Consider the following 14,929-nt stretch of genomic DNA (forward strand, 5'->3'; position numbering starts at 1 on the left):
TCGGTCGCTCAGATGTAATCGTGCATGCGAATCCCGTCCCACCCGTTCGACAGGCGGGCGGTGCCGACGATCAACTTCACGACCCGTTCGGAGGTGTTGAGGATGGCATAGTCTTCGGGCAGCGGGCAGCGCTCGCCCTTTGCCTGGCGTTCGGCGTGGATCGAAGTTACCAGGTCGACCGCTTCGCCGATGGTCCCGCTGTCGAGCCCGGTGACGACGATATTGCCGGTATCCATTGCTTCGGGACGCTCGATCGCGTCGCGCGGAGTGATCGCGGGAAAGTCGAGCATGCTCGATTCCTCGGCGATCGTGCCGCTGTCGCTGATCGCGCAGAACGCGTTCATCTGCAGGTTGTTGTAGTCGTGGAACCCGAACGGTTTCATGTCGCGAATGCGCGGATCGAGCTTGAGTCCATCCATCGCGTCGAGCCGCTTGCGGGTGCGCGGGTGGGTAGAGACGATCACCGGCATGTCGTGCCGCTCGGCCAGCGTGTTGAGCGCATTCGCGAGCTGCGCCAACCGTTCCTTGCTGTCGACGTTCTCCTCGCGGTGGAGCGAGACGATGAAATACTTGCCCTTTTCCAACCCGAGCCGGGCAAGCACGTCGGACCCTTCGATTTGCGCGCGGTAATGCTCGAGCACTTCGCGCATCGGCGATCCGGTGAGGTAGACGCGGCGGTGCTGCATTCCTTCGGACAATAGGTGCCGCCGGGCGTGCTCCGTATAGACGAGATTGAAGTCCGAGATGTGGTCGACCAGCCGCCGGTTGGTCTCTTCGGGCACGTTGCGGTCGAAGCTGCGGTTGCCTGCTTCCATGTGATAGACCGGGATCTTCATCCGCCGGGCCATGATCGCCGCGATCGCCGAGTTGGTGTCGCCCAGCACCAGCACTGCGTCGGGACGGTTGGCTTTCAGCTCCTTCTCGACCTCGACCAGGATCCCGCCGAGCACGGAGCCAAGGCTGGAGGTATCGACGCCGAGGAAATTGTCCGGCTGGCGCACCCCGAGATCGCTGAAGAACACCTCGTTGAGTTCGTAATCCCAGTTCTGCCCGGTGTGGACGATCCGGTGATCGACGTGCTCGTCGAGCCGCGCCATGACTCGCGACAGGCGGATGATCTCGGGCCGTGTGCCGAGAACGGTGGTGACCTTGAGCCTCGTCATTGTGGTGCCCCGGGATTGCCTGCAGCGGGCTTGCGGGCAGTAACCTGGATCCAGGCGCGATCGTCGCTCAATCGATCGACCCAGTCGGTCAGCCGCCACACCAGCCCCTTGATCCCCGATTGATAGCCGCTGGCGTTGGAAAATTCGAGCAGTCGCGGCGGCTTCGAATAGTCCTCGAGAATCTCGAACCCGACTTTGTCCATCATCCCGCGAAAAAACGCGCGATTGAACCCGAATCGCATATTCACGAAATTGCGCTGGATGAAGGAATTGCGTGAGAGCTTGCCCGGCCAAAGCCGTGCCATCAGCCCCGCAGCCTTGCGTAGCGAACTGTCGATGTTCTTGTAGTCGACCACGATGATCCCGCCCGGTTTGAGGACGCGCCGGCTCTCGGATAATGTGAAATATGGATCACGGTGGAGCATGAAATTGCCGAGGATCACGACGACGTCGAACGATTCCGCAGGAAGATCGACCGTGTCGAGCGTCCCGCGCACCGCGGCGATACCGTGCTTCCTTGTCAACCCTGCCACCATCGGGCTCGGATCGATCCCGATCAGGTTGTCCTTGCCGAACGCAGCGGCGAATTCGACCGTCGTGAACCCGTTGCCGCAGCCGACATCGAGCAACCGCGGTGGTGTCGGATCGTCCCGGTGCCGGGCAATCGCATCGGTAACATGGCGCGCCACCCCTTGACGTACCGATGCGTTGTCCTCCCAGTCGAAGTCGGGGTAGATATCGTCGGTGTCGGCATCGGCGATTTGCCAGGTCTCGACGAACAAGTGCATGTAGGCTTCACGATCGCCGATGTCGTCGATCCGCTTCTTGTCGAGCACTTCGTCGGCGATTTCGTTGACGTTGCTGTCGAATGTGATGCCGCATTTCAGGCACCGGCAATGACCGTAATCATGGCCGTTGAACCGGTCGAGCACCACACTGCTTGGCGCCCCACCGCTGCAAAGGTGGCATGCGGACGGGGTCGTGCACGTCTTCGGGCCGGACATGTCAGGTCTTTCCTTCAGCGGCTTCGGCGATCGGACCTACCGGATCGGCGTATGTGTCAGGATTGGCCGGGTCGAACAGCCGGTGCGCCCAGAAGAACGTGATCACCTCGCCCTCGCCACGGTTCTCGATATTGTGGGTATGCAGCGGCGGCATGTCGATCGCCGCTGGAGCGCCACCTGATACTTCGAACTCGTGGACCTCGTCGGTCAGCACCTTGCGGATGCGGATGGTAGCATCGCCGTGGACCACCAGGAACCGCTCCACCAAGTCGAAGTGGAAATGATCGCCGCGCTTCTGCCCGGGCAGGGTGGTCGAGAGAAAACTCTGCGCACAATTGCCGCCCTTCGCGCTCTCGAACAGCACGCCGCGCGGATCGGCATTGACCTTGAGCATGCGCGGGTAGTGCTGCGGATAACCGCCGGTGCGATAGGAATTGAACAGCGCGAGGTCGAACGGATCATCGAGATCGGGAAACACGTTGGCGGTATAGAGCGCGTGGAAACCGGAGAGCTTGTCGTAGAGTTCGGTAATCGCGGTATCGCGGCCTTCGGGCGCGAGCGTTCCGGCAGTGCCGTCGAGCACGGCATCGATCGCTATCTGCGCGGCGGCTCCAGCGTGGAGCAGCTGGACGCGTCCATCTGGGTTGATCGTCGGTTCTTCCCCCTGCCAGATCTGGTCGATCAGGGTGGCGGTGACGTTGTTGTAGTAGGGCCGCGCACACTCGCCGAAAATGTGCGGCAGCACCAGGTCGGTATAACGATCGGTGAACCCCGCCAGCACTTCGCCCGCAATCCGTTTCGACCGGCCATAGAACGTGTCGCGCGCGGCGTGGGTCGAATTGGCGTAGACGACATGCGGCCTCACGCCTGCTGTTTCGCACCCGGCCACCAACGCGCGGGAGATCGCGGGATTGCCCGCTTCGACCTCGTCTTCCGGGCCGCGGTTGACGCCGGCAAAGTGCAGCACTGCTTCGACCCCGTCGAGCGCTGCGGCGAGTCTGGCGGGATCGGCAAATGTCGCCCGGTCGATCGTCACCAGCTCGTGCGGCGGATCTTCCTTGCGGAAGCATGCAGCGCATGCGGTCGCGTGCAGCCGCGCCGACGCGTGCCAGCCGAGCAGGCCTTTCGCGCCGGTAACGGCAATCTTCACGCCCGCGCTTCCTTCCACGCGGCGAGTTCGGCCTCGACTTCGGGCAGGCTCAACAGCAGCGCCTTCACCCCGGCGACATCGAGCCGCTCGGCATTGTGCGAATGGAAATCTTCTTTCGCGGCGGTCGCTTGCTCGCCTTCGGAGAAATAGGCGTTGTAGTTGAGGTCGCGCTCGTCGAGCCGCAGCCGATAGTAGTCGCCGAGATCCTCGGCCGTCGTCAGCTCCTGCGCGCTGGCGAGCGTTTCGTAGAGCTTCTCGGCGTGCCGCCAGCCGATCACCTGCACTTCGTGGTTCGGCACTTCGAACAGCTCGATCAGCGCGGTCACGAGATCGGCGATGGTCGAAGCCGGGGCCTTCTTCACGAACAGGTCGCCCTGCCGCGCGTGTTCGAACGCAAAACGAACCAGCGCCACGCTGTCGCGCAGCGGCATCAGGAACCGGGTCATGTTGGGTTCGGTCACGGTGATCGGCTTGCCGGCCTTGATCTGCTGGATGAACAGCGGAATCACACTGCCGCGCGAATACATGACGTTGCCATAGCGCACGCAACTGACGGTGGTCGCGGCATCGCGCCCGATCTCGCGCGCCGCAGCCTGGGCGAGCTTTTCCATCATCGCTTTCGACATGCCCATCGCGTTGATCGGCATCACCGCCTTGTCGGTCGAAAGGCAGACGACGCTGGCGACCTTGTTGTCGATCGCCGAGCGAATGACGTTTTCGGAGCCGACGATGTTGGTCCGCACCGCTTCCAACGGGAAGAATTCGCAGCTCGGCACCTGCTTGAGCGCGGCGGCGTGGAACACCGCATCGACCCCGTGCATCGCACGGTTGACGCTGTCACGGTCGCGCACGTCGCCGATGTAATACCGCACCCGTGGATCGCCGAGCCGGTTGCGCAGCGCGTCCTGCTTTTCCTCGTCGCGGCTGAACACGCGGATCTCGCTCAAGCCCTGTTCGAGGAGGCCCGTCAGCATCGTCTTTCCGAACGAGCCGGTGCCGCCGGTAATGAGCACGGTTTGCAGGGATGAAGTCATTGCCAGCCAATCGAAATGCAGCTTGAAATTTCGTTCGCGGCTCTGCCGACTGCCCGCGGCGAGGTCAATGCCCGCGTTATCGCCTCGGTTCAGCCGAGTGCGATATCGGGCGCATCTTCCTGCTTCATGCCGACAGTGTGATAGCCTGAATCGACGTGGTGGGTTTCGCCAGTCACCCCCGATGAAAGGCTCGACAGCAGGTAAAGTGCCGCGCCGCCGACGTCGTCGATGGTGACGTTGCGGCGCAGCGGGGCGTTGTATTCGTTCCACCTGAGGATCAGGCGGAAGTCGCCGATACCCGACGCGGCCAGGGTCTTGATCGGGCCGGCACTGATCGCGTTGACGCGGATGCCGGCGGGTCCGAGATCGTTGGCGAGGTATTTGACGCTGGTTTCGAGCGCCGACTTGGCCACCCCCATGACATTGTAGTGCGGCACGACCTTTTCCGCGCCGTAGTAGGACAGCGTCAGCAGCGCCCCGCCTTCCGACATCATCGCCGAGGCGCGCTTGGCTACTGCGGTGAATGAATAGACCGAGATATTCATCGTCATCAGGAAATCGTCGAGCCCGACGTCGAAATATTTCCCGCGCAGTGCTTCCTTGTTGGTGAAGCCGATCGCATGGACCACGAAATCGATCGTCGGCCAGCGCTCCGCGAGCGTGGCGAAGGCAGCATCGAGGTTGGCCATATCGGAAACGTCGCAATCGATCAGGAAATCGCTGCCGAGCTGCGCCGCGAGCGGCTCGACCCGCTTCTTCAGCGCATCGCCCTGGTACGAAAACGCCAGTTCCGCGCCCTGAGCGTGCAGGGCCTGCGCGATCCCCCATGCCAGCGACTTGTCGTTGGCGAGGCCCATGATCAGCCCCCGCTTGCCCGCCATCAGCCCGGTCATCACGTTACCTCTTTCGCGTTGATCCCAATGTCGCGACGCTTCTCCTAAGCCGGATTAACGCGGCTTGAAAAGTGGCTTCGTCGATTTGCCGACAACGATCACACGTTGCCGAAGCACCCCGGGGCGAGCGGCACAAGTGGCTGCCCGTCGTAACGGAAGGCGCTTTCGAACTGCGCCAGCAAGGGCTGCGCAGCGTCCTTTGCGGACACGATCGGAGCGGCGCCGGGCCCCAGCCCGGGCCAGTCGATCGCGATATCCGGATCGTTCCACGCCAGCCCGCCCCCGGCTGCATCCGAATGGAATGCGGAGACTTTGTAAGCGACGTCGCAATCGGGCTCGAGCGTAAGGAAAGCGTGGCCGAACCCGGCTGGAATATAGAGCTGCGCGCCATTCTCGCGGCTCAGCTCAGCACCAACCCACTTGCCGAATGTCGGCGAACCGTCACGCAAGTCGACCGCGACATCGAAGATCCGTCCGTTTACGCACCGCACCAGCTTGGCCTGGGCATGCGGTGGGGCCTGGAAGTGGATTCCGCGCAGGGTGTGCCGCACAGCGGAGAAGGATTGGTTGTCCTGGACGAATGCATCCACGATGCCGCATTCGGCCAGAATGCGCTGGTTGTAGGTCTCTTCGAACCAGCCGCGCGCATCGCAGTGGCGGTCCGGGACCAGCAGGCGCACCGGGCCGCCCGCGTCAGCCATCTTCGGCATCCCTTTCGCCTGCGCCTGGCTTTTCGCCTTCTTCCTCGGGCGTTTCGGCAAGCGCGGCGTTGAGCTCCGCCCCGACCACCATCCCGAGCCCGACGAGGTAGAAGAAGAACAGCGAGATCATGATCCCCGCAAGGCTGCCGTAGGTCAGGTTGTAGGTGAAGAACCGGCGGATAATCGGCGGCAGCGCAATCGACACCGCGATCCACCACACCGTCGTCACCAGCGCGCCGGGCCATTTGGGATAGCGCCGCGTGCGATAGGCTGCCGGGGTCAGCGAATAGAACAGCATGTAGAGCGAGCCGTAGAGCCCGAATGCGGGCAACACGCGCGACAGCTGCAGGTCGGTGACCGCGGTGGACAGGCGCGGGAAATAAGCACCGATCACTTCCTCTGCGGTGCCGATCGCGACTTGCGCCAACAACGAGAGCATCAGCAGGACCACTGCCGCCATGATCATCCCGAACGCCAGCAGCCGCGATTGCCAGAACGCCAGCGTTGCCGGGGTGCCATAGGCGCGGCGCAGCAGGTCGCGAATGGTCTCGATCAGGCTCGAGACGGTCCACAGGCCGACCAGTCCTCCCAGCCACAGCAGCCACCCTGTACGTGCATCGACCACGTTATGCGCCACTGGGCCGATCACGTTGCCGACCATCGGCGGCAGGGCATAAAGCACCGCGTTGATCGAGGCAGCGCGCTCTCCGGGCTCGCCGACCAGCGCGAACAGTGCCGCGCCGAGTATGAAGAACGGGAAGATCGCAACCATTGCCATATAGGCAAGGTTGCCCGCGTGGATGAACCCGTCGTTATAGGTGCCCACCAGCACGCGCTTGGCGATTTCGAACGGGCGGGACCACGGGTGATCGCCCCGCTCGATCCGGCTGCGGATGCTCTCGGGGTGTTCGACCGCGTACCGCCGTCGCTCCTCGGGCGAAAGCGAATGGACCTCGCGTTCCTCGGGTTCGATATGCAACCGGTGCGGCATTGTCCCCCTTGAACGGCGAGCTTCCGGCGTATCTGCCGTCAGACCCCCAGGTCGGCGCGTGGATCGGACTGGTCCTGCCAGCCTTCGAGCCGCTTGGCCAGATCGGACAGGTCGTCGGGCAAGGCGATCTCGATATTGACCAGCTGGTTGCCGCGCTTGCCGTCCTTTTTCGAAAAGCCCTTGCCTCCAAGCCGCATTACAGTGCCGCCGCTGGTCCCGGGCTTGATGGTCAGCATCACCGGGCCGTCGACTGTCGGCACCTTCACCTTGGCTCCGTTGACGGCCTCGGAAAGGGTAATCGGCAGGTCGAGCCGGACGTTGTCTCCTTCACGGCGAAAGAACGGGTGGCTTTCGACCGAAATAGTCACCAGTCCATCGCCATTGCCGCCCGGCCCCGCTTCGCCTTTGCCCTTGAGGCGCATTTGCGTGCCGTCCTCGACCCCCGCAGGTAACTTGAGGTCGATCGTCTTGCCGTCGGCCAGCGTGATCCGCTGGTCGGCGCGGGTCGCGGCATCGACGAACGGAACTTTCAGGCGATAGGCGATATCCGCGCCCTTGCGCGGCGGGGGCGGGCGACGCTGCTGGCCACCGAAGCCGCCAAATCCGCCGCCCATGCCGCCGCGCGGCTGGCGCGCGCCGCCGCCAAACAGTCCTTCGAACAGGTCCGAAATATCGACGTCTTCCGCGCCGAATCCGCCACGGCCACCACCCATGTTGGGATTGAAGCCGCCGCCACCGAAGCCGCCGCTACGTGCGCCGCCGCCCATTCCCGCGAATGGATTGGTCGGATTGCCATCGGCATCGATCTCGCCACGGTCGAATTGGCCACGCTTGTCCGCATCGGACAGCAGGTCATATGCCTGCGTGACCTCGCTGAACCGCTCCGCGGCCTTCGGATTGTCCTTGTTGCGATCGGGATGGAGTTCCTTGGCGAGCTTGCGATAGGCGGACTTGATGTCCTTCTCGCTCGCGGAACGGGATACCCCGAGGGTCGCATAGGGATCGGCTGCCATGGCGTATTAGCTAGGTGGAGCAGTGCCCGCGCGCAAGACGGTTGCTTGCCGGGTACAGGCACGGCGGGGCTTTCCTACCGATTGAGGGCGCGATAGGGCTGACACAATGGAACTTCCGGATTCTTTCGCCTCGCGCACGACCGTCGGCATCCGCCGGGCGGTTTGCGACCCCGTTTTCTTGCCCAGGACCGTGTTCCATGTGTTCCATCGCGTGAGTTCCAGCCAATGAACGATGCCGTGAGCGAGATTCCCACCAGCGACCCGCTCGCCACGTTTGGCGCGTGGTTCGCCGAAGCGCGCGAAAGCGAACCGAACGATTCGAACGCGATGGCGCTCGCCACCGCGACGCCCGGCGGCTTGCCGTCGGTGCGCATGGTGCTGCTCAAGGAATGGGGGCCTGAAGGGTTCACCTTCTACACCAACGCCGAAAGCCGCAAGGGCGACGAAATCCGCGCCAACCCGCACGCCGCGCTGTTGTTTCACTGGAAGAGCCTGCGCCGCCAGGTCCGCATCGAAGGGCCGTTGAGCGAAGTTTTGCCTGCTCAAGCCGACGCCTATTTCCATTCGCGCCCATCGGTCAGCCAGATCGGCTCGGCAGCGTCCGACCAGTCGCGCCCGCTAGACGATCGCGCGACCTATCTTTCGAGGGTCGAACAGCTCCAGGCACAAGTCGGCGACGGCGAAGTGCCGCGCCCGTCACACTGGACCGGCTTCACGCTCGATCCGCAGCACATCGAGTTCTGGCTCGATCGGCCCAACCGGCTGCACGACCGGCGGCTGTTCACCCGCACGCCCGACGGCGGGTGGGAATCGGGTCTGCTTTACCCATGATGACCGCCGAACAGGAAGCCCGCGCGAAGCTGACCCGCAGCGCCGCGTTCGCCTCGATCTCGATGGCGCTGCTGCTCGGTGTGCTCAAGACATGGGCGGCGTGGAAGACCGGATCGACCGCTATGCTCGGCAGCCTTGCCGACACCACGCTCGACCTGATCGCCAGCATCGCCACTCTGGTTGGCGTATGGATCGCGGCCCAGCCGGCGGATGAGGATCACCGTTTCGGCCACGGCAAGGCGGAAGCGCTCGCGGCGATCTTCCAGGTCGTGCTGATCGTGATTTCGGCGCTGGGCATTGCGTACCGTGCGATCACGCACTTGCTGACAGGCGGGACGACGCAGGCCGCCGGCGACGGCATCATTGTCTCGACGCTCGCTATCCTAGGCACGTTTGCGTTGCTCGCGTGGCAGCGGCACGTCATCGCGCGCACCGGCAGCGTGGCGATCAAGACCGACAACGTGCATTACAAATCGGACCTGTTCCTCAACCTGTCGGTTATCGCCGCGCTGGTGCTCGACCAGTACCTCGGCCTCTCGATGGCCGATCCGCTGTTCGGACTGGGGATCGCGATTTGGCTGGCATGGGGGGCGTTGCGCGCTGCGAGCGAAGCGATCGACCACCTGATGGACCGCGAATGGCCCGAGGAACGGCGCGACGAATTCCTAGCCGTACTCGCCAAGCACCCCGACATTCGCGGCGTGCACGACTTGCGCACGCGGACCAGCGGGGCGGACGAATTCGTCCAGTTCCACATGGCGGTCGACCCCAACCTCAAGATCACCGAAGTCCACGACCTGATGGACGATGTCGAGGCCAGGCTTGAGAAGGACTTTCCCGGGGTCGAAGTGCTGATCCACCCCGATCCCGAAGGACTGGTGAACGAAGAAGGCACAGCGGCCGAAGAACTCCTGCCCGAAGCCAAGGAAAGGGCCCACCCGTGAAGCTTCCGTACTGGCACGTCGATGCCTTTTCCGACCGGCCGTTTGCCGGGAACCAGGCGGCGGTGATGCCGCTCGAGAGCTGGCTGCCCGATGCCACGCTGCAGGCGATCGGCGAAGAGAACAATTTCGCCGAGACCGCGTTCCTCGTGCGCGACGAAACCGGCGAGGCGGACTGGGAATTGCGTTGGTTCACGCCGGCCAGCGAAGTGCGATTGTGCGGCCATGCAACGCTCGCGAGCGGGCACGTCATGCTCGATCCGGCGAATGGTTTCGGCGGCAGCGACCGGGTGACCTTCCGCACGCGCAAGGCGGGCATCCTCGAGGTCAATCGCAGCGACGCGGGCTACGAGCTGGCGCTGCCGGCGATTGTAACCGAACCTTCGCCGTGGCCCGAAGCGGTCGCGCTGATCGGCGTGGAGCCGGCCGAAGTGTGGCGCAGCAATGACCGCTACGGGATTTACCTGTTCGCCAGCGAGGCCGAAGTTCGCGCGCTCGACCCGGACCTGCGCGGGCTGGGCGCACTGGGCGACGACCAGTTCATCTGCACCGCCCCGGGGACCCGCACCGACGTCGTAAGCCGGGTGTTCGTGCCAGGCGGCGGGGTCGACGAGGATTCGGTGACCGGCTCGGCCCATGCCGCGCTCACGCCGTTCTGGGCCGCGCGGCTGGGCCGCGAGAGCTTTTCCGCGCACCAGGCCTCGATGCGCGGCGGCGATGTCGCCTGTCGGCTCGATGGGGATCGCGCATGGCTCGGCGGGGCGTGCGTGACGGTGGTGGAGGGTAGCTTCTACTTGCCCGGATAGAGGTGGATCAGGTCCGCCATTTCGGGAAGTAGCGCCGCGCGCTCGTCGGCGTCCGACTGGCCGAGACGCACCACGGTCAGTTCGCGCGACGGATCGACGAGGATGTATTGCCCCATGTGGCCGATCGCGGCGAACAGATCGGCCGGGCCGCGCTCGGGGAACAGCGGATCCTCGCCGTCGTGCGCCGGGCGGTTGAGCCAGGTCTGCCCACCGTAGTTGGCGCTCTTCGGGCTTGGCGTGGTCATGAAATCGATCCACCGGCGGGGAACCAGCTGGCTGCCGCGATACGAGCCCTTGTTGCGCAGGAATTCGCCGAATTTCGCCCAGTCGCGCGCGGTGCCCTGGATCACGCTGCCACCGATCATCGTCCCGCTGGCGTCGAATTCGGGGACCATCGAGGTCATCCCCAGCGGGCCGAACAGGCGGCTCTGCAGGAAATCCGCCACCGCCTTGCGCCGCTGGTCGGGATCGCTCGAGCGGGTCAGGACCCGCGCGGCGATGTCGGCGAGGATGACTGTCGTGGAGCTGGAATATTCGAACTTCGTTCCCGGCTCGGCCTCGAGCGGTTGGCTCTCGGCAAAATCGGCCATGTCGTCGCGTCCATCGAGGAACAGCATCCGCACTTCGCTCGATTCGTACGGCGGGCTGCCACCTTCGGTGTGGCGCAATCCGCTGCGCATCTGCAGCAGTTCACGGAGGGTAATCTCGCCGCGCGGATCGCCCGGCCGCTGCCAGCGCGGCACCGGCGGCGCTTCGTCGAGCCGCAACCGCCCATCGGCCACCAGCATCCCAATCATCACCGCAGTGACCGTCTTGGCCATCGACCAGCTGATGAAGCGGGTATTCTTGTTGTATCCCGGTTCGTAGCGCTCGGCCGCGATGTAGCCGTCGTGCATCACTACCACCGCGCGGGTCTCGCCCACTTCGGGATCGGTGAACAGCCTGTCGACCGCACGGGCGAGCTGTTCGCGCGGGGCACCGGGGTTTTGCGCCACCGCTCGCATCGCTTCCTCGCTCACCGGAGGCGGCGCGGTGTCGCTCGCGCTGCCGCACCCGGCAAGGGCTGGCAGCAGGGCAAGCGAAGCGATAAGGGATGGCAGGCGGCGCATCGGTCGCACCGCTTCTGCATGGGGGATTCCCGCTTGGCAACGCCAAAAGCCCGTTCGACCAGATCCGCCAGCCTGCGCCACAGCAAGCTCGTCTGGATGGCTGCCGTCGCAGTGGTCTTGCTCGCGCTGTGGGCCGCGTTCGGATCGGTCGCGCTCGGCTATGCGCGGGCCGGTACCGCCTATGGCGCTCGGGTCGCGTGCTCGTGCCGCTACATCGCCGGACGCAGCCTCGATGATTGCCGGAAAGACAAGATCGCAGGAATGGAACTGGTGATGCTGTCGGATGACGACGCAGCGAAATCGGTCACCGCGCGCTTCCCGCTACTGGCCAGCGACACCGCCACGCTGCGGCCGGGATACGGCTGCGTGCTCAAGCCGTGGAATCACTGACCGACGAGCACGCTCGCCGTCGAATCGATCCACCCGCCGCCGACCACGCGATCCCCGGCATAGAGTACCGCGGCCTGTCCGGGCGCAACGCCGAACTCCGGCTCAGCGAAGCGGATCGTCGTGCTCGCCCCATCGCCCAGCGCTCCGTCGAGCGTGACCGGGACCGGCTTGGCGAGGCTGCGGACCTTGGCCGTGAGCGGGACATCCCCCGATAGCGACCCGATCCGGTTGGTTTCGACTAGCCGCGCTGACGAGACCGCCAGCATCGCCTTGGGCCCGACTTTCACTTGTGCGGCTTTCGCATCGAGCGCGACGACGTAGAGCGGTTCGGCCTGCCCGCCGATCTCGAGTCCGCGCCGCTGCCCAACGGTGAAATGGATAACGCCGCCATGCGCACCGAGCACTTCGCCGGTCGCCGCGTGCACGATCTTGCCGGGGCGAACGCCTTCGGGGCGCAGCTTGCTGACGATCCCGGCGTAGTTGCCGTCGGGAACGAAGCAGATGTCCTGGCTATCGGGCTTGGCTGCGACCCGCAAGCCCGCCGCTTCAGCCAGCTGGCGCACCTGGCTCTTGGGCAGTCCGCCCAATGGGAAGCGCAGGAATTCGAGCTGCTCCTCGGTGGTGCCGTAGAGGAAATACGACTGGTCGCGCGCCGGATCGAGCGCGCGGTGCAGCTCGGGACCCCTGACCCCGACCACCCGGCGAACGTAGTGTCCGGTGGCAAGGCAATCGGCCCCCAGCTCGCGTGCCATCCGCAGGAGGTCGGTGAACTTGGGCCCCATGTTGCAACGAATGCACGGCACCGGAGTGCGTCCTGAAAGATAGTCATCGGCAAAGCGCTCGACCACTTCTTCGCGAAACGCGCTCTCGTGATCGAACACGTAGTGTGCGATGCCCAGCCGGTCGGCCACCGCGCGCGCATCGCGGATGTCGTCGCCAGCGCAGCAGGCACCCTTGCGCCCGGTCGCCGCACCGTAATCGTAGAGCTGGAGCGTCACGCCGATCGTCTCTGCGCCGCTCGCTGCTGCCAGCGCGGCGACAACCGACGAATCGACCCCGCCCGACATCGCCACCACGATCCGGCAGTCGGTCGCCGCGCGCGGCAGGTCGAACAGCGCCGCAGCATCGGCTGCATCAAGTGGCAGGTCAGGGGCGAAAGGGGCGTTCATGACAATGTGCGGCGGCCCATACACGCGCTGTCCCCGCGAGGCCACCCGCGCGGTCGCATTCCGGTAACCCGTCCTAACCGGGCGTGAATGGCGGCTTTACCGGATGTTGACCGGTTGTCCCGTAAGAGCGCTCTCATGTTCGAAGCAACTCTTCCTGTCGCCGCGGAAAATGTGGGCGCCGAAGGTGCACCGCGCGCGTTCGATTGGGGCGAGCTCGTCGCCCGGATCAATGCCGCGCACGACGTGCACCTGCTGCTGCGTCCGCGCCACGCCAACAGGGTGCGCCACGCCAGTTTTGCCGCCCAGGCGAATAGGGAAGGTGCTGTTAACCTTGCTGCTTCAGCCGATGGCAAAGATGCCCCGGCAGAATGCATGCAGACCACAAACGATATGAATTTCGACCACCGAGGAACCCGATGATCGAGAACCAGAAAATCAGGCCAGCACAGGTAATCGGCCCGCTCGGCGAGCCGCTGACCCTTGCGGACTTGCCCAAGCCCGATACCAAGCGGTGGGTCGTGCGGCGCAAGGCCGAAGTGGTTGCCGCCGTAAACGGCGGGCTGCTGACCATCGACGAAGTTCTCGAGCGCTATGGCCTCACTCTCGAGGAATTCGCCTCGTGGCAACGTGCGGTCGATCGCTCGGGCATGCAGGGTCTCAGGGTCACCCGCATCCAGCACTATCGCGACCTCTACGAGCGCCAGCTCAAGTACTGATCGGCCGCCGTCGCAGCGGCCATCCAGCGGTAATCCTTCCAAAATCTGCTTCCGCAGCCTATCGTGGCTGCGGAGCGCTTCACCATTGCTTTCGCTGACTGAGGGTAACGGCGAACGAAGCGTCGAGAGAGGAGAACCTGCTTTATGGGTTGGATTGCAACAATCATTATCGGCGGAATCGCCGGATGGCTGGCCAGTATGGTGATGAACCGGGATGCATCGATGGGTGTCTTCCTGAACATCGTTGTCGGCGTGATCGGCGGCCTGATCGGCAGCTGGCTCGGCGGCATCGTCGGCTTCCTGACCACCGATGCCGGATGGATCATGTACCTGATTACGGCATTCGTCGGCGCGGTCGTGCTACTGGGGATCATCAATATGGTCCAGCGCGGTCGCGTCCGCTAGGCGCGGGCCGAACCTTCCGTAAATCGAGAGGGCGGTGCGGGCCTATCCGTGCCGCCCTTTTTCGTACGCCCCTCAGGCCGGGTGGAACACCATCGCCGCACCGTTCATGCAATAGCGTTTGCCGGTCGGCTTGGGGCCGTCGTTGAACACGTGACCCAGGTGCCCGCCGCAACGCGCGCACAGCACTTCGGTGCGCGGATAGCCGATCTTGTAATCGGTATCGGTCGCAATCGCGCCGGGTAGCGGCTTCCAGAAGCTCGGCCAGCCGGTGTGGCTGTCGTACTTGGTCTTCGAGGAATAAAGCGCATTGTCGCATCCGGCGCAGAAGTAGGTGCCCGGCTTGTAGAACTTGTCGAGCGGCGAGGAGAACGGGCGTTCGGTGCCGGCTTCACGCAGGATCCAGTATTGCGTCTTGGTCAGTTTCTTCCGCCAGGCGGCGTCGCTCATCGAAACCGGGAAGCTGCGCGCTTCTGCGCGGCTGCCGCACGCCGCAAGCGCGGGTAGCGCCGCTGTGACTCCCAGCCAGCCGAGCAATCGGCGGCGATCGGTCGCAGTTTCGATAGGCATGGCAAATCCCTTTCGGCCGAATTTCCTACTCTACCTATTACGCCAG

The 14,929-nt window shown here is 64.4% G+C and carries 18 protein-coding genes; 7 read left to right on the top strand and 11 right to left on the bottom strand.

The genetic code is table 11. The annotated features are described in order from the left end of the window. Positions 1 to 8: 8 nt before the first annotated feature. From wecB to CJO11_RS08105, 8 genes are all read right to left on the bottom strand, one after another. Positions 9 to 1,163 carry a non-hydrolyzing UDP-N-acetylglucosamine 2-epimerase gene (gene wecB, locus CJO11_RS08070; protein ID WP_095012253.1) on the bottom strand — a complete coding sequence of 385 codons (1,155 nt, stop codon included), beginning with the start codon at positions 1,161 to 1,163 and terminating at the stop codon, positions 9 to 11. Then, a complete protein-coding gene (locus CJO11_RS08075; RefSeq protein WP_205651049.1) occupies positions 1,160 to 2,095 on the bottom strand; it encodes a class I SAM-dependent methyltransferase in 936 nt (311 codons plus the stop codon). The genes wecB and CJO11_RS08075 overlap by 4 nt, the downstream gene beginning before the upstream one ends. A gap of 73 nt (positions 2,096 to 2,168) precedes the next feature. After that, positions 2,169 to 3,317, bottom strand: a complete 1,149-nt coding sequence (locus CJO11_RS08080) for a polysaccharide biosynthesis C-terminal domain-containing protein (RefSeq protein WP_095013296.1) — start codon at positions 3,315 to 3,317, stop codon at positions 2,169 to 2,171. Further along, a complete protein-coding gene (locus CJO11_RS08085) occupies positions 3,314 to 4,351 on the bottom strand; it encodes an SDR family NAD(P)-dependent oxidoreductase (protein WP_095012255.1) in 1,038 nt (345 codons plus the stop codon). Before CJO11_RS08085 ends, CJO11_RS08080 begins: the two co-directional genes overlap by 4 nt. 89 nt (positions 4,352 to 4,440) lie before the next feature. Next, complete coding sequence (gene fabI / locus CJO11_RS08090; RefSeq protein ID WP_095012256.1) at positions 4,441 to 5,244, bottom strand: enoyl-ACP reductase FabI; 804 nt, start codon at positions 5,242 to 5,244, stop codon at positions 4,441 to 4,443. A 98-nt stretch (positions 5,245 to 5,342) separates the two neighbouring features. Next, complete coding sequence (gene rfbC / locus CJO11_RS08095) at positions 5,343 to 5,945, bottom strand: dTDP-4-dehydrorhamnose 3,5-epimerase (protein WP_095013297.1); 603 nt, start codon at positions 5,943 to 5,945, stop codon at positions 5,343 to 5,345. Further along, the gene (locus CJO11_RS08100) at positions 5,938 to 6,936 is read right to left on the bottom strand and encodes a YihY/virulence factor BrkB family protein (RefSeq protein WP_095012257.1); all 999 of its coding nucleotides are present in this window, start codon (positions 6,934 to 6,936) and stop codon (positions 5,938 to 5,940) included. Before CJO11_RS08100 ends, rfbC begins: the two co-directional genes overlap by 8 nt. A gap of 38 nt (positions 6,937 to 6,974) precedes the next feature. Beyond that, a complete protein-coding gene (locus CJO11_RS08105) occupies positions 6,975 to 7,949 on the bottom strand; it encodes a DnaJ C-terminal domain-containing protein (RefSeq protein WP_095012258.1) in 975 nt (324 codons plus the stop codon). 225 nt (positions 7,950 to 8,174) lie between these two features. Between CJO11_RS08105 and pdxH the strand changes: the two genes are divergently transcribed. From pdxH to CJO11_RS08120, 3 genes are read left to right on the top strand one after another with little or no spacing between them, the layout of a single operon-like run. Next, positions 8,175 to 8,780: a pyridoxamine 5'-phosphate oxidase gene (gene pdxH, locus CJO11_RS08110; protein ID WP_095012259.1), complete on the top strand. Its 606-nt coding sequence runs from the start codon at positions 8,175 to 8,177 to the stop codon at positions 8,778 to 8,780. Continuing rightward, complete coding sequence (locus CJO11_RS08115; protein ID WP_420823134.1) at positions 8,777 to 9,724, top strand: cation diffusion facilitator family transporter; 948 nt, start codon at positions 8,777 to 8,779, stop codon at positions 9,722 to 9,724. The genes pdxH and CJO11_RS08115 overlap by 4 nt, the downstream gene beginning before the upstream one ends. Then, entirely contained in the window at positions 9,721 to 10,527 is an 807-nt protein-coding gene (locus tag CJO11_RS08120) for a PhzF family phenazine biosynthesis protein (RefSeq protein WP_095012261.1), read from the top strand. Before CJO11_RS08115 ends, CJO11_RS08120 begins: the two co-directional genes overlap by 4 nt. Here the strand turns inward: CJO11_RS08120 and CJO11_RS08125 are convergent. Then, on the bottom strand, positions 10,512 to 11,636 hold the full coding sequence (locus CJO11_RS08125) for a serine hydrolase domain-containing protein (RefSeq protein ID WP_095012262.1): 1,125 nt from the start codon (positions 11,634 to 11,636) through the stop codon (positions 10,512 to 10,514). The two genes, CJO11_RS08120 and CJO11_RS08125, sit on opposite strands and share 16 nt — an antisense overlap. Before the next feature lie 33 nt (positions 11,637 to 11,669). Here CJO11_RS08125 and CJO11_RS08130 point away from each other — a divergent pair, with 33 nt between their 5' ends. Beyond that, the gene (locus CJO11_RS08130) at positions 11,670 to 12,026 is read left to right on the top strand and encodes a hypothetical protein (protein WP_338064628.1); all 357 of its coding nucleotides are present in this window, start codon (positions 11,670 to 11,672) and stop codon (positions 12,024 to 12,026) included. Here CJO11_RS08130 and mnmA read toward each other — a convergent pair. After that, positions 12,020 to 13,195 carry a tRNA 2-thiouridine(34) synthase MnmA gene (gene mnmA / locus CJO11_RS08135; protein WP_095012263.1) on the bottom strand — a complete coding sequence of 392 codons (1,176 nt, stop codon included), beginning with the start codon at positions 13,193 to 13,195 and terminating at the stop codon, positions 12,020 to 12,022. The two genes, CJO11_RS08130 and mnmA, sit on opposite strands and share 7 nt — an antisense overlap. A 135-nt stretch (positions 13,196 to 13,330) precedes the next feature. Here mnmA and CJO11_RS08140 point away from each other — a divergent pair, with 135 nt between their 5' ends. The 3 genes from CJO11_RS08140 (at position 13,331) to CJO11_RS08150 (ending at position 14,316) form a co-directional block, all read left to right on the top strand. Then, positions 13,331 to 13,615, top strand: a complete 285-nt coding sequence (locus CJO11_RS08140) for a hypothetical protein (protein ID WP_095012264.1) — start codon at positions 13,331 to 13,333, stop codon at positions 13,613 to 13,615. Then, complete coding sequence (sciP, locus tag CJO11_RS08145) at positions 13,612 to 13,911, top strand: CtrA inhibitor SciP (RefSeq protein ID WP_095012265.1); 300 nt, start codon at positions 13,612 to 13,614, stop codon at positions 13,909 to 13,911. The genes CJO11_RS08140 and sciP overlap by 4 nt, the downstream gene beginning before the upstream one ends. Before the next feature lie 144 nt (positions 13,912 to 14,055). Then, entirely contained in the window at positions 14,056 to 14,316 is a 261-nt protein-coding gene (locus CJO11_RS08150) for a GlsB/YeaQ/YmgE family stress response membrane protein (RefSeq protein WP_095012266.1), read from the top strand. Between the two features lie 72 nt (positions 14,317 to 14,388). Here CJO11_RS08150 and msrB read toward each other — a convergent pair whose 3' ends face one another. Continuing rightward, a complete protein-coding gene (gene msrB, locus CJO11_RS08155; RefSeq protein WP_095012267.1) occupies positions 14,389 to 14,883 on the bottom strand; it encodes a peptide-methionine (R)-S-oxide reductase MsrB in 495 nt (164 codons plus the stop codon). Between the last annotated feature and the right edge of the window lie 46 nt (positions 14,884 to 14,929).

The sequence above is a fragment of the Tsuneonella mangrovi genome (assembly GCF_002269345.1).
Classification (GTDB): Bacteria; Pseudomonadota; Alphaproteobacteria; order Sphingomonadales; family Sphingomonadaceae; genus Tsuneonella; species Tsuneonella mangrovi.

What these genes read in the sequence shown, in the direction of transcription:
- wecB (WP_095012253.1), bottom strand. Translation starts at nt 1,163, where the DNA reads ATGACGAGGCTCAAGGTCACCACCGTTCTCGGCACACGGCCCGAGATC.
- CJO11_RS08085 (WP_095012255.1), bottom strand. Translation starts at nt 4,351, where the DNA reads ATGACTTCATCCCTGCAAACCGTGCTCATTACCGGCGGCACCGGCTCG.
- fabI (WP_095012256.1), bottom strand. Translation starts at nt 5,244, where the DNA reads ATGACCGGGCTGATGGCGGGCAAGCGGGGGCTGATCATGGGCCTCGCC.
- rfbC (WP_095013297.1), bottom strand. Translation starts at nt 5,945, where the DNA reads ATGGCTGACGCGGGCGGCCCGGTGCGCCTGCTGGTCCCGGACCGCCAC.
- CJO11_RS08100 (WP_095012257.1), bottom strand. Translation starts at nt 6,936, where the DNA reads ATGCCGCACCGGTTGCATATCGAACCCGAGGAACGCGAGGTCCATTCG.
- CJO11_RS08105 (WP_095012258.1), bottom strand. Translation starts at nt 7,949, where the DNA reads ATGGCAGCCGATCCCTATGCGACCCTCGGGGTATCCCGTTCCGCGAGC.
- pdxH (WP_095012259.1), top strand. Translation starts at nt 8,175, where the DNA reads ATGAACGATGCCGTGAGCGAGATTCCCACCAGCGACCCGCTCGCCACG.
- CJO11_RS08115 (WP_420823134.1), top strand. Translation starts at nt 8,777, where the DNA reads ATGATGACCGCCGAACAGGAAGCCCGCGCGAAGCTGACCCGCAGCGCC.
- CJO11_RS08125 (WP_095012262.1), bottom strand. Translation starts at nt 11,636, where the DNA reads ATGCGCCGCCTGCCATCCCTTATCGCTTCGCTTGCCCTGCTGCCAGCC.
- mnmA (WP_095012263.1), bottom strand. Translation starts at nt 13,195, where the DNA reads ATGAACGCCCCTTTCGCCCCTGACCTGCCACTTGATGCAGCCGATGCT.
- CJO11_RS08140 (WP_095012264.1), top strand. Translation starts at nt 13,331, where the DNA reads ATGTTCGAAGCAACTCTTCCTGTCGCCGCGGAAAATGTGGGCGCCGAA.
- sciP (WP_095012265.1), top strand. Translation starts at nt 13,612, where the DNA reads ATGATCGAGAACCAGAAAATCAGGCCAGCACAGGTAATCGGCCCGCTC.
- CJO11_RS08150 (WP_095012266.1), top strand. Translation starts at nt 14,056, where the DNA reads ATGGGTTGGATTGCAACAATCATTATCGGCGGAATCGCCGGATGGCTG.
- msrB (WP_095012267.1), bottom strand. Translation starts at nt 14,883, where the DNA reads ATGCCTATCGAAACTGCGACCGATCGCCGCCGATTGCTCGGCTGGCTG.